The organism is Flavobacterium gawalongense (assembly GCF_007097265.1).
GTDB classification, from domain to species: Bacteria; Bacteroidota; Bacteroidia; order Flavobacteriales; family Flavobacteriaceae; genus Flavobacterium; species Flavobacterium gawalongense.
In genome coordinates, this window is record NZ_VJZP01000008.1 from 37179 (window position 1) to 50845 (window position 13667).

Sequence of the window (13667 nt, forward strand, 5' to 3'; positions counted from 1 at the left end):
TGTATCTCTCAATTCAAAGAAAATGCAAATAGAATTTTATAAATACCAAGGAACAGGAAATGATTTCGTGATGATTGATAACCGTCAGGGGATTTTTCCAAAAGACAATATTCAACTCATAGCCCACTTATGCGACAGACGTTTTGGAATAGGCGGAGACGGACTTATTTTATTAGAAAATGATCCTGAAACCGATTTCAAAATGGTGTATTACAACTCGGATGGGAATCAAAGTTCCATGTGTGGGAACGGTGGAAGATGTTTAGTGGCTTTCGCCAAAAAGCTAAACGTAATTCAAAATAGCACTACTTTTATTGCTACGGATGGTTTGCATCACGCAACAATAGCGGATGATGGGCTAGTTTCTTTACAAATGATAGATGTTGCGGATGTAAAAATCACTCCAGATCATGTTTTTCTAAATACCGGTTCGCCACATCATGTGCAATTGGTGGAAGATTTAGAACATTATAATGTCAAAGAAAACGGAGCTAGTATTCGATATGGTGAATTGTATGGAAAACAAGGAAGCAATATCAATTTTGTAAAACAAGTTGATGCAACTACCTTTTCATTGAGAACCTATGAAAGAGGCGTAGAGGATGAAACACTTTCATGCGGAACCGGTGCTACAGCAGCTGCAATTGCGATGAATGCATTAGGAAAAACTGAAGCTAACTCCATTGATTTGAATGTTGAGGGAGGTAAATTAGTCGTTTCTTTTGATAAAAAGGACGGACAGTTTACCAATGTTTTCTTGAAAGGACCCGCAGAATTTGTTTTTAAAGGAAGTATAGAGATTTAAGATTTTAGTCCCGAAGCTTCGGGATTGATTTTCATATTAATTCAGAAATTGTCGGTCTATAATTTAAGAGAATTCCATAATTGGACTTAATCAATCCGAGTTTGATAACTTGAGGAGTCAATTTGGCACCTCAAGCCTTTAACTCCTAACCTATAACTTCTAACCTCAAGAATGATAACATTAAAAGGCGATAACATTTACATCCGAGCATTAGAACCCAATGATTTGGAGTTTGTGTATGCCATAGAAAATGACCAGAGTATTTGGGAAGTGAGCAATACACATACACCTTACAGTCGTTTTTTGGTGAAACAATATCTGGAAAATGCGCATCAGGATATTTATGAAGCCAAGCAATTGCGATTGGCTATTTGTCAGGATCAGGATTTCCCGGCTCTGGGATTAATTGATTTATTTGATTTTGATCCAAAGAATAATAGGGCAGGAGTTGGGATTGTAATTCAGGGGAATGAAAATCGCAATCAGAATATTGGTTCGGAGGCTTTGGGGCTATTAATTCAATATGCTTTTCATCATCTTAATTTGCATCAATTGTATGCAAATATTGGCACCGAAAATGAAGCTAGTAAAGCTCTTTTTACTAAATTTGGTTTCCAAAGTATAGGAATAAAGAAAGATTGGAATTTAGTCAATGGCGTTTACAAAGACGAAGCTGTTTTTCAATTAGTTAATAATCACACGAGCGTCAGCGAACTGACGTAGCAATTTTAAAAAAATAATTATTTTGAACTTAAAGAAAATCATAACAATCGTATCTGTTGTTTTAATATCAGTATTAATGATTTACGGATTTATTTTGTTGCGTCAGATTTTTTCGGCTAATACAAAATTTGCAGACAAAGAGGTTTATGTATTCATTCCAACAGATTCTGAATATGAAGATGTCAAAAAAATAATTGCTCCTTATATCGAAAATATGGATCGTTTTGAAACGGTTGTAAACAAAAGAGATTATGCTGAAAATGTAAAACCAGGTCGTTTTTTATTCACAAAAGGAATGAACAGTTATGAACTGGTGAAGGCTTTGAGAATCAATGTGCCGGTGAATTTGGCTTTCAATAACCAGGAACGATTGGAGAATTTTGCAGGGCGTGTGGGTTCCCAAATTGAAGCCGACAGTTTATCATTGTTGACTTCATTTAAAGATTCTGTTTTTTTGAAAGAAAATGGTTTTACCGAAGAAAATGTTTTGGCGATGTTCATTCCTAATACTTATGAAATTTATTGGAATACCTCGGCTGAAAAATTCCGAGATAAAATGATTAAAGAGTATAGAAATTTTTGGAATAAGGAACGTGTAGAAAAAGCTAAAGAACAGGGATTAACCCCAATTGAAGCAACTATTCTCGCTTCCATAGTGCACAAAGAATCGGTAAAAAAAGATGAAAGACCTCGAATTGCGGGTGTTTATTTGAATCGTTTAAGAGCTTTAATGCCGCTTCAGGCTGATCCAACAGTTATTTATGCGATAAAAAAGAAATCAAATGATTTTGATCAGGTCATCAAAAGAGTCTTTTATAATGATTTAACAATGAGTTCTCCTTATAACACCTATGTGAATTTAGGACTTCCTCCGGGACCTATCGCGATGCCTGATATCACGGCACTTGAAGCAGTTTTAAATCCGGAGAAAAATAATTTTATTTATTTCTGTGCCAGTGTGGATCGTTTTGGGTATCATGAATTTGCCGCTACTTTAGAAGAACATAACAAAAACGCCAAAAAATATTCGGATTGGATCAACAGCCAAGGTGTAAAAAGATAGTTTTGAAATTTAAAAAACTGCTTTTTTTATTCTTGCTTCTGATTGGGTATCAAACTGGTTTTTCGCAAAATACAATTGATGATTTTCTTACACCATCGGATTCTTTAAATAAAAAAAGGCAACAAACCGTTGTGATTTCTGAGGCGGTATTTGCATCAGGGATTTTGGTAGGCTTAAACCAACTTTGGTATGCCGATTATCCCAAGTCTGAATTTCATTTTATAAATGATAATTCCGAATGGCTTCAAATGGATAAACTGGGACATTCTTTTTCTTCGTACCATTTAGGCAGGTTTGGTGCCGAAATGTTACAATGGAGTGGAGCCGGTAAAAAGGACCAACTGGTTTACGGAGCTGGTTTGGGATTTGCTTTTTTGACGGCTGTTGAGGTTATGGATGGATATTCTTCTGAATGGGGTGCTTCATCCGGCGATTTAATCGCAAATGCTTCTGGAATGGCTTTATATGTTTCACAGGAATTACTATGGAAAGAACAACGCATAACTCCCAAATTTTCTTTTCATACCACCCAATATGCGAATCAAAGACCGGAAGTTTTAGGAAGTTCATTTACAGAACAAATTCTAAAAGATTATAACGGACAAACCTATTGGCTTTTGATCAATTTACATTCCTTTGCTAAAGGCTCAAAAATACCAAAATGGTTGAATCTTGCATTGGGTTGTGGAGCCGAAGGAATGATAACCGGAAAGAGACAAAATGAGGCTCCATTTTCGACTCTAAATACACAAAGATACAGACAATTTTACCTGAGTTTTGATGTCGATTTGACTAAAATTAACACCAAATCACACTTTTTAAAGACTCTTTTTTCAGTTTTAAATACAGTAAAAATACCTGCTCCAACGATTGAAATGGCGCACTTCAACGATGTTAAAGTACACTTAATCTATTTTTAGCAAACTTTAACGTATTGATTATCAGTGTAATTATTTTTTACGTATATTTGCACGTAGAAATTTCTTAACGGGACAGCGTTTTGAAGAAAAACAATTTATGATAAAGAAATGGTATTTTTATACAAGTTTGACAATTATTATTGCCTTTTTAAGCTCGGGTTTTAAACCCTTTAATTTAGACACCAACTCTTGGTTTCTAGTACATGAAGAAGATGGATCACACTACTTATTTCCATCTGAAAAACAAGAAGATTACACCAGTTTGAATATCCCTTTTACAGGAAATTTCTTTATTGGTTTCAAAGAAGCAATCGGATACAGAGAATCTGAAAGCAAATACAAAAAAATTAATTCACTCGGATATTTAGGTAAATACCAGTTTGGTATAGAAACTCTAAAAACAGTTGGCGTACACAATAGTTCCGCTTTTTTGAATAGCCCTGAAATGCAGGAAAAAGCTTTTATTGCTCTTTTGGCAAAAAACAAGTGGGAGTTAAAAAAAGAAATTGAAAAATATGCGGGTACAATAATGAACGGAATTCACATAACAGAATCCGGAATATTGGCTGCTGCACACCTTGGAGGTGCAGGTTCTGTAAGGAAATATTTCAAAAATAAAGGTAAAAGATATTTTAGGGATGCTTATGGTACATCCATAAGAAGTTACATGAAAGCGTTTGGAGGCTATGATACGTCATTTATCGTTGCTGATATCAATGCAACTGTGAAAAATATATAAGCTGATAATTCACTAATTAAACAGGCTGTCAGAAATTACTATCCTGACAGCCTGTTTTTTTTGTTACCCTAAATCGGATTATTTTGATTTTATAATTTCGCCATCAGGACGAACTACTAATTTAACAGTTTCGTTGTCTTTTTTAATCTTAACATTATACTGTTTCTTAATAACATCCCCTTCCGATTGGGTATATAGGAATTGATCATTTACAATTGCCCATCCTGGATAAGTTCTGTAAATGGAATAAATTACCTCACTGGGAAGTCTTACATTTTTATATTCTTCAACTACACGTATTAATTTCCCATTCTCATCATAAGTTGCAGATAAAGTTCCTTTTTTGGTACTCATAACCAAAAGGTATTCTTCAAATCCTTCATTGTCTTTCCCTAGGTCATAGGCGATAAATTTTTCTTCTACCGCTCTAACGGTTTGATCTGGGTTATTATCCGGGAGATAGACTGAAAAATCTTTTCCCGCACTTTTGATTACAACACCCGGTAATTCTTCGATTTTCATTTTTCCCTCATCTTGTGAATAAGACGGTACAGCTAAACCGAGAAACAACAAAATAATAATTAATGATTTCATGATATTTGGTTTTAAATTAATATTAAATAGATGTAATTTTAATGAACAAATAAACGCTAAGGCTTACTGTTTTTCTTTTTCTTTTTATTATTGTAATTAATTATATATCAATATTTTAAATAAAAAATTATTTAAATTTTTATTTGTTAAAATCAGATATCTCTTGTAAAATTAGCTCATTTATTTAGCTCTTTAGGTTAATTTTTTCTATAAATTATGTTAAAATAAACTGCTATGCAATGCCAGTTTTTAATAGGAATAGTTATATGTAATTTGGATCAAAAAGGATCATATTTTTGAAAAAAACACACCAACCTTTCGATTGATGTTTCTAAAATTTGGTGTTAAAGTAGGATTCGTCTACTCGAAACTTTCCATCAAAATCTCTAATATCTTAATGGCTGCTTCACTGATTTTTGTACCGGGTCCAAAAACGGCAACCGCACCCGCATCAAATAAAAATTGGTAATCCTGTGTAGGAATTACTCCGCCTACTACCACCATGATATCTTCTCGACCGTATTTTTTAAGTTCTTCGATTACTTGAGGCACAAGAGTTTTATGACCTGCCGCTAGAGAAGAAACGCCCAGAATATGCACATCGTTTTCAACGGCTTGTTTGGCCGCTTCGGCTGGTGTTTGAAAAAGAGGACCAATGTCAACATCAAAACCAACATCGGCATATCCTGTAGCCACCACTTTTGCGCCACGATCGTGTCCGTCTTGCCCCATTTTTGCAATCATAATTCGAGGGCGACGTCCTTCTATTTTAGCGAAGGCATCAGCCATTTGTTTTGCTTTTTCAAAACTTTTGTCGTCTTTTATTTCTTTACTATACACACCGCTAAAGGATTTAATTTGTGCTTTGTATCTTCCAAAAACCGTTTCCAGCGCATCACTAATCTCTCCTAATGTTGTTCTGTTTCTGGCAGCTTCAACGGCAATTTCCAATAAATTGCCTTCTCCAGTTTGAGCACAAAGAATTAATTTTTTTAGAGAGTCTTGTACTTTTTCAGTATCTCGAGTTGCTTTAATTCGGTCCAATTGTTCCAATTGTTGTTTGCGTACCATTTGGTTATCCACATCCAAAATCTGCAAAGGATCTTCTTTTTCTAATCGGTATTTATTAACACCAACAATGATATCCTGCCCGCTGTCTATTCTCGCTTGTTTTCTGGCCGCCGCTTCTTCTATTCGAAGTTTTGGAATTCCAGATTCAATGGCTTTGGTCATTCCGCCTAGTTCTTCCACTTCTTCAATAAGTTTCCAAGCATTTTCGGCGATTTCATTGGTTAGGCTTTCCACATAATAACTCCCAGCCCAAGGATCTACAGTTTTAGTGATTTTAGTTTCTTCTTGTAAATAAAGCTGCGTGTTTCTGGCAATTCTTGCAGAGAAGTCCGTTGGTAAGGCTATAGCTTCATCTAAAGCATTCGTATGTAAAGATTGCGTTCCTCCAAAAACGGCGGCTGCTGCTTCAATACAGGTTCGAGCCACATTATTAAAAGGATCTTGCTCTGTTAAACTCCAACCCGAAGTTTGGCAATGGGTTCTCAACGCTAATGATTTATCGTCTTTTGTTTCAAATTGTTTTACCAGTTTTGCCCAGATCATTCTTCCTGCACGCATTTTGGCAATTTCCATAAAATGGTTCATCCCAATGGCCCAGAAAAATGATAATCTTGGAGCGAATTCATCTATTTTCATTCCGGTGGCTAATCCCGTTCTAATGTATTCCAATCCATCGGCTAACGTATAAGCCAATTCAATATCAGCAGTAGCTCCTGCTTCTTGCATATGATATCCCGAAATAGAAATCGAATTGAATTTGGGCATTTTTTTACTGGTGAATTCAAAAATATCAGCAATGATTTTCATCGAAGGAGTTGGCGGATAAATATAGGTGTTACGCACCATAAACTCTTTCAGAATGTCATTTTGTATCGTTCCTGAAAGTAATTCGGGTTTTACGCCTTGTTCTTCAGCAGCGACAATATAGAAAGCCATAATGGGTAAAACAGCACCATTCATTGTCATGGAAACTGACATTTCGTCCAGCGGAATTTGGTCGAATAATACTTTCATATCTTCCACGGAATCAATCGCTACTCCCGCTTTTCCTACGTCACCCACTACGCGTTCGTGATCCGAATCATACCCGCGATGTGTAGGTAAATCAAAAGCGATTGAAAGTCCTTTTTGACCTGCAGCCAGATTTCGTCTGTAAAAAGCATTGCTTTCTTCAGCAGTGGAAAATCCGGCATATTGTCGCACGGTCCAAGGCCGGCGAACATACATTGTAGCGTATGGTCCGCGTAAATTTGGTGCAAAACCAGCCCCAAAATCAAGATGCTTGAGATTCTCAATATCTTGTTCTGTGTAGGTTTCTTTAAGTTCGATTCCTTCGGCTGTGAGAAATGCATTAGTCAATAAATTTTCACTTTCGACTTTTGACTTTTGACTTTTTAATTGAATATGTTGAAGATTTTTTCTTTTCATTTTTTTAGCAACGAATTATAATATTTTGTAAATATTTTTTAACGGAACACTAAACTCTTAGCACTCTTTCTCCAATCTTTCCTGTTCCATTTTTTCAGCCAAACGTTTTTCAATTATTGGTGTAATCAAGGTTTTTCTCGGTTTGACTTTTACAAAAGGAAACAATTCTAGATCGTGTTTCATTTTGTCCTCTTTGTTTGGATGTTTGTTTGTTCCAAGTAAAATTTCCTTACCGCTATCAAATAATTCTTGCGCCGTGTCAGCACTTTCCTGAATCTTTCGTTTGATAATTCCATCATTAAGTTGTTTCAGGAAACCACCATTGGACTCCATATCCTTGAATAAAGCCAAAGATTTTTCGGCTAATTGATTGGTAAGGTTTTCTATATAATAACTTCCGTCAGCCGGATTATTCACTTTGTCAAAATAACATTCGTTTTTGAGAATTAATAATTGATTTCGGGCAATCCGATCTCCAAATTCATTGTCTTTGTGATACAACGCATCGTAAGGTAAATTCGCAATACTATCCGCTCCACCAATAATTGCTGACATACATTCAGTTGTGGTACGCAACAAGTTTACGTTATAATCGTATAAGGTTTTGTTGCGTTTTGTAGGTGAAACGATGATGTTGCAATCCAGATTATAGTTGTATTCTTTGGCAATTAGATTAAAAAGTAATCGTAAAGCGCGTAGTTTTGCAATTTCAAAAAAGTAATTAGTCCCAACTGCAACTTCGAAAACGATAGGTCGGTTTATAGATTCAATTCGGTTGAAATATTCATTGGCATGTCCTAAACTATAGGCAATTTGCTGCACCATGTTCGCACCTGCATTTTGGTACAAAGCAGCATTAATGCTTAATAAAGAAACTGTTGTTGTCTCTTTTGAAAGTAAATTCAGCGTTTCAAAATTATTTTTTTCTTTGGTTACAAACCAGTTTCCGTCTTTGGCTAATTGTCCAATTGGATCCAGATTGCATAAAATTAGCGTATTATTTTTCTTTGCAAATGCATCAATTTTTTTTACGAAATCGATTGAGATAAAACTCAAATGAAAGTAAACGGTAACTTTTTCTAAAGGTAATTTCTCCAGTAGTTTTGTGATATCAATCGATTCATTTTCTATTGTAAACCGAAGGCTGTCCGCACCACGTTTTAACGAATCTAACGCTCTTTCGATTGATTTTTCAAAATCATAAACAAATATGTTTTGGCAAATTTTGAATTGAGTTGCTTTTGTAGTAACCGGAAAAGCTTTCTTGAATTCATCTTTGTGGTAAAATGGTTTTACTTGAATGTCTTCGGGGGAGTTCCAAACTAAGATTTCATTATAATCAGCTCCATTGAGTTCAAATTGGATTTTTTGTTTCCATTGTTTGGAAGAAATGGGATTGAAATCATCGAAAAGGTTTGTTGTCATTTTGTTTATTGTTTTCCTCACCCCAGCCCTCTCCAAAGGAGAGGGAGCCGAAACTTGGTGTTTTATTTTCAATAATTACTATTAATTTTATCTCCCTTCCCTTTGGGAAGGGTTGGGGATGGGATTTTATTTTTTAATCGTGTCGCCTTCGAATTCAATGATATAAATATCTTCACTATCTTTTTTCATATAGTATTTTTCGCGGGCGTATTTTTCTATTTGTTCTGAATTTTTTAATTGTTTGATATTCTCCTGGTCTTTTTTTATTTCTTCCTGATAATAAGTGGCATTGTCCTCAAGTTCAATAATTTGCTTGTCCAGAAAACGATGGTCGAAATACGAATAGTTATCCAGAAAAATCATCCAGGTAGCAAAAAATAACAATACCCAAACGTATTTGTTACTCAAAAATTTAAACCAAGATTTGTCTTTATACGGATTTGTCATTTTTATTTTTTTAGCCCCGATTACTTGACTTAATTTCTATTTTTCATCGGAGTTCAGTGAACTTCGTTTGTAGTGAAAATCCTTTTTATCCGCCTTTTCGGCGGATAAAAAGATTGAAACGGAAAGCGGGAAATAGCTCCTAATAATTGATTAGATTAAAATTACAACTAAATTATAGAATTTTTTGATTTATTACCGCACGGACAACGTCTATAGCCACAGTATTGTACTTGTCATTAGGAATAATAATATCCGCAAATGCTTTTGTAGGTTCTATAAATTGCTCATGCATAGGTTTTAATGTGGTTTGGTAGCGATTGATAACTTCATGCATATCTCGGCCACGTTCCGCAATATCGCGCTTCATACGGCGGATTAATCGTTCGTCAGAATCTGCGTGAACGTATATTTTTACGTCAAATAAATCTCTTAATTCAGGATTTGCCAAAATTAAAATACCTTCCACAATCATCACTTTTCTGGGATGCGTGAAAACGGTATCGTCCGTTCTATTGTGCGTTACAAAGGAATAAACGGGTTGATTAATGTTATTTCCTTCTTTTAATTCTTTAAGATGTGCTACCAATAACTCAAAATCAATAGCGCGTGGATGATCAAAATTGATGAGTGCTCTTTCATCGAATGACAGTCCATGATTTCCTTTGTAATATGAGTCTTGTGAAATAATACCTACTTCGGTTTCCGGTAATTCATTCATAATTTGATGAACTACGGTTGTTTTTCCGCTTCCTGTTCCACCTGCAATTCCTATAATGAGCATAAAATATGTATTATTTATTTATCAAAGCAAAAATAGGAATTTAATTGCGAGTGGTTTTTGTTTTTTGAGGAAATGTTGCTAATTTAATATATTTATGGGCCGTTATTAATTAGCATTTTTTTCTACCTTTAGTTTTCTAAAAATAGAAGAACTTTGTATTCACAAATCAATAAAAATATCAGTCGGTATGTCACTTTTGAACCAGAAGAACTGGAAATTTTCAATTCTTTATTGGAATACAAAACCGTTCCCAAGAAAACCATTCTGCTTCATGAAGGGGAGATGTGCAATTTTGAAGCTTTTGTTATCAAAGGCTGCGTACGGAAATATTATATTGATGCCAATGGTTTTGAAGTTATTCTTCAATTTGCCATTGAAAATGCTTGGATAAGTGATATTTCTTTTAGTATTTATGAAGATAAACCGAGCCGTGTGTTTATCGAAACATTGGAAGATTGTGAATTTTTTATGTTTAGTCCTGAAACAAAAGAAGCTTTATTTATAAAAGCACCAAAGTTTGAACGCGCTTTCCGGATATTAATGCAACGCAATCTAGCAGTTACTCAAGACCGCTTATTTAACACTATTTCTAAAACCGCCACAGAGAAATATCTAGAATTTTTAGAACACTATCCTACACTTTCACAACGTGTTGCCCAGCATTACATTGCTTCCTATCTTGGTATTTCTGCTGAGTTTTTAAGCAAAATTAGAACTAAAATCGCCAAACAGTAAATTCTCATTATTTTTCATTTCTTGTCCCAGTTCAATGCGCAAGGTTGTTTTTTGACGCAACTTTGTATCATAATAGTAAAGAACACGAAAATGGAAAATAAAGATAGTACAAAAGAAGAAGTAATTACTAATTACATTTTGCACAAAGCCAATACCCGAGGTCATGCGAACCACGGTTGGTTGGAATCCTATCACACTTTTAGCTTTGCTAATTATCACAATCCAGAGCGCATGAATTTTGGTGTTTTGCGAGTTTTGAATGATGACAGGGTAAATCAGGGAATGGGTTTTGGGAAACATCCGCATGATGACATGGAAATTATTTCCATTCCGCTAGAAGGTGATTTAGAACATCAAGACAGTATGGGAAATACTACCGTGATTAAAGAAGGAGATATTCAAGTCATGAGTGCCGGTACCGGAATTTTTCACAGCGAATACAATAAGAATAAAGATCAGTTGGTTAAATTTTTACAAATTTGGATTTATCCGAATCAAAAAAATGTAACGCCTCGTTACGACCAAATTACTTTGGACTTGAAGGATCGCCACAATAAATTACAACAAATTTTATCACCAAATCCAGAAGACGCAGGTGTTTGGATTCATCAGGATGCCTGGTTTCATATTGGGAAATTAGACAACGGTTTTTCTACTTCGTATCAATTGAAAAAAGCTGGAAACGGAATTTATGCTTTTGTTTTGAAAGGCGATTTCACCATTGGAACCATCGCTTTAAATGAACGTGACGGATTAGGAATTTGGGATACAAATGAAATCACAATCACTGCTAATTCTGCTGATGCCGAAATCCTTTTGATGGAAGTACCAATGAAATTGTAATCAGATAAATGAATAATAGAAATAACTAATAATAATATGTCAACAACTAAATGGGTAATAGACCCAACACACTCAGAAATTGGTTTTAAAGTGAAACACATGATGTTTACCAATGTCTCAGGAAAATTTTTAAAATTCGATGCTTCAATTGAATCAGAAAACAATGATTTTGAAAACGCAAAAATTGAATTTACCGGAGCAATCGATTCTATCACAACAGGAAATGCAGATAGAGATACCCATTTATTAAGTCCAGATTTTTTTGATGCTGCCCAGTTTCCAGAAATTAAATTCAAAGCAACTTCGTTTACTAAAATTAATGAAGGTGAATACGAACTGGTTGGAGATTTAACTTTACACGGTGTTACTAAATCAGTAAAATTAGCAACAGAATATGGAGGATTAATGAAAGACCCGTGGGGAAATACCAAAATGGCGCTTTCATTAGAAGGAAAAATTAATAGAAAAGATTGGGGATTGAATTGGAATTCAGCTCTTGAAACAGGAGGAGTTTTGGTTAGCGAAGAAGTTCGATTGAATATTGAATTGCAATTTATCAAACAATAAATTTCAGATAACAAGAAATACAATGCCTCAAAGGATTATAAATCTTTGAGGCATTGTATTTTATAAAAGTTGAATGATGGAAACCACAAATATTCTTTACATAGGAAAGCATCTCGAAATTTTGGCAACTGTTGTCCGATTAATAAATTCTAATAATAACTGGAATGGAGTAGGTGCTATGAATGATGAGGTGGCTAAAGAAATTTTTCAAAAGAGAGATTTCTCCATTGTGTTGTTGGGTTCCGGAATTCAGAGAGAAAGTGAAACCAATTTGTGTTCTTTTTTCAAAATACGGAAGCCAAATATAATTATTGTGCAGCATTATGGAGGCGGAAGTGGTTTGCTGAAAAGCGAAATTCTACTTGCCTTGGAATGTAATAGAAATTAACAGAAACAAAAAAGAGAGCCTCTTTATTGGAGGCCACTGAAAAAGTATCTCTTTTTAGTAATTAGACATTTTAAGGCAATTAAGGAAAATTCGAGTTTTGCTTAAGTATTTCATTTTCAGGATGAAAAAAAGAGTAGAAAATCTTATTTTTCTACTCTTTTAATGAAATCTAATTCTTTAAGGACTTTTTCAGTGCCCTCCTTTATTGAACTCTCTTTTTTTTAGTTTATGCAAAACTATTATTTATTTTTCTTTGCCTTAATCATCATTTCTAGCTGATCCCAAAGTTCTTCAGGAATAGCTTCCAGAATATTAAATTGTCCGGCACCTTTTAACCATTCGCCACCATCAATAACAACCACTTCACCATTTATATAAGCGGAGAAATCAGAAACTAAATAAGCTGCTAAATTGGCTAATTCCTGATGATCTCCCACACGTTTTAACGGCACTTTTTTTGCCATATCAAATTTTTCGGCTAAATCTCCTGGTAATAATCGGTCCCATGCCCCTTTGGTTGGGAAAGGTCCCGGTGCAATCGCATTAGAACGAATACCATATTTAGCCCATTCTACAGCGAGGCTTCTCGTCATAGCCAGAACTCCTGCTTTTGCAGTAGCGCTAGGCACGACATAAGCAGAACCAGTCCATGCATAAGTTGTTACGATATTCAAAATCGTGGACGATTTTTGTTTGGTGTCAATCCAGTGTTTCCCAAAAGCAAGGGTACAGTTTTTTGTGCCTTTTAAAACAATATCAATTACGGTGTCAAAAGCATTAGCAGATAATCTTTCGGTTGGTGAAATGAAATTTCCAGCAGCATTGTTAAGCAAAACATCTACTTTACCAAAAGCTTTCAAAACTTCTTGCAGCATGTTTTCCACTTCGGTGTAATGACGCACATCACATTGAATCGGAAGACATGTTCCGCCTGTTTCAGCTTCCAGTTCCGCAGCTGTATTTTTTAGTTTTTCTAAATCTCTTGATGTGATGGCAACTTGCGCACCCAATTCCAAGAAATATTTAGTCATTGCTTTTCCTAAACCACTTCCGCCTCCAGTCACGACAATCACTTTGCCTTTTAAGGCATTGTCACGCAACATTTTATCTGTATAACTCATATTTTTGATATTTTTTT

The 13667-nt window shown here is 34.9% G+C and carries 15 protein-coding genes; 9 read left to right on the top strand and 6 right to left on the bottom strand.

Going from position 1 to position 13667, the window contains the following annotated elements; translation table 11 throughout:
* Positions 1-22: 22 nt before the first annotated feature.
* From dapF to FNW38_RS06340, 5 genes are all read left to right on the top strand, one after another.
* Positions 23-805 (top strand): diaminopimelate epimerase, encoded by a 783-nt coding sequence (dapF, locus tag FNW38_RS06320; protein WP_143388429.1) that lies wholly within the window; start codon positions 23-25, stop codon positions 803-805.
* 171 nt (positions 806-976) lie between these two features.
* The gene (locus FNW38_RS06325; protein WP_144064735.1) at positions 977-1528 is read left to right on the top strand and encodes a GNAT family N-acetyltransferase; all 552 of its coding nucleotides are present in this window, start codon (positions 977-979) and stop codon (positions 1526-1528) included.
* A 22-nt stretch (positions 1529-1550) separates the two neighbouring features.
* Positions 1551-2591: an endolytic transglycosylase MltG gene (gene mltG / locus FNW38_RS06330; RefSeq protein WP_144064736.1), complete on the top strand. Its 1041-nt coding sequence runs from the start codon at positions 1551-1553 to the stop codon at positions 2589-2591.
* A gap of 2 nt (positions 2592-2593) precedes the next feature.
* Positions 2594-3511: a DUF2279 domain-containing protein gene (locus FNW38_RS06335; RefSeq protein WP_144064737.1), complete on the top strand. Its 918-nt coding sequence runs from the start codon at positions 2594-2596 to the stop codon at positions 3509-3511.
* Between the two features lie 97 nt (positions 3512-3608).
* The gene (locus FNW38_RS06340) at positions 3609-4250 is read left to right on the top strand and encodes a peptidoglycan-binding protein LysM (protein ID WP_143388433.1); all 642 of its coding nucleotides are present in this window, start codon (positions 3609-3611) and stop codon (positions 4248-4250) included.
* Between the two features lie 78 nt (positions 4251-4328).
* On the opposite strand, the gene FNW38_RS06345 is transcribed toward FNW38_RS06340, so the two are convergent.
* The 5 genes from FNW38_RS06345 to udk all read right to left on the bottom strand — a co-directional run bounded on the left by FNW38_RS06345 (position 4329) and on the right by udk (position 9996).
* Entirely contained in the window at positions 4329-4844 is a 516-nt protein-coding gene (locus FNW38_RS06345; RefSeq protein WP_143388434.1) for a hypothetical protein, read from the bottom strand.
* Positions 4845-5204: 360 nt separating this feature from the next.
* Entirely contained in the window at positions 5205-7343 is a 2139-nt protein-coding gene (scpA, locus tag FNW38_RS06350) for a methylmalonyl-CoA mutase (protein ID WP_144064738.1), read from the bottom strand.
* Between the two features lie 57 nt (positions 7344-7400).
* Entirely contained in the window at positions 7401-8768 is a 1368-nt protein-coding gene (locus FNW38_RS06355; RefSeq protein ID WP_144064739.1) for a methylmalonyl-CoA mutase subunit beta, read from the bottom strand.
* A gap of 126 nt (positions 8769-8894) precedes the next feature.
* The gene (locus FNW38_RS06360; RefSeq protein ID WP_185963098.1) at positions 8895-9215 is read right to left on the bottom strand and encodes an FtsB family cell division protein; all 321 of its coding nucleotides are present in this window, start codon (positions 9213-9215) and stop codon (positions 8895-8897) included.
* A 172-nt stretch (positions 9216-9387) separates the two neighbouring features.
* The gene (gene udk, locus FNW38_RS06365) at positions 9388-9996 is read right to left on the bottom strand and encodes a uridine kinase (protein WP_143388438.1); all 609 of its coding nucleotides are present in this window, start codon (positions 9994-9996) and stop codon (positions 9388-9390) included.
* A gap of 153 nt (positions 9997-10149) precedes the next feature.
* On the opposite strand from udk, the gene FNW38_RS06370 reads away from it, so the two are divergent.
* From FNW38_RS06370 to FNW38_RS06385, 4 genes are all read left to right on the top strand, one after another.
* On the top strand, positions 10150-10731 hold the full coding sequence (locus tag FNW38_RS06370; protein ID WP_143388439.1) for a Crp/Fnr family transcriptional regulator: 582 nt from the start codon (positions 10150-10152) through the stop codon (positions 10729-10731).
* 90 nt (positions 10732-10821) lie between these two features.
* Positions 10822-11574: a pirin family protein gene (locus FNW38_RS06375; RefSeq protein WP_143388440.1), complete on the top strand. Its 753-nt coding sequence runs from the start codon at positions 10822-10824 to the stop codon at positions 11572-11574.
* Positions 11575-11610: 36 nt separating this feature from the next.
* A complete protein-coding gene (locus FNW38_RS06380) occupies positions 11611-12141 on the top strand; it encodes a YceI family protein (protein WP_143388441.1) in 531 nt (176 codons plus the stop codon).
* A 76-nt stretch (positions 12142-12217) separates the two neighbouring features.
* The gene (locus tag FNW38_RS06385; protein ID WP_235890160.1) at positions 12218-12529 is read left to right on the top strand and encodes a hypothetical protein; all 312 of its coding nucleotides are present in this window, start codon (positions 12218-12220) and stop codon (positions 12527-12529) included.
* A gap of 239 nt (positions 12530-12768) precedes the next feature.
* Here FNW38_RS06385 and FNW38_RS06390 read toward each other — a convergent pair whose 3' ends face one another.
* Complete coding sequence (locus FNW38_RS06390) at positions 12769-13650, bottom strand: SDR family oxidoreductase (RefSeq protein ID WP_185963099.1); 882 nt, start codon at positions 13648-13650, stop codon at positions 12769-12771.
* Positions 13651-13667 lie beyond the last annotated feature (17 nt).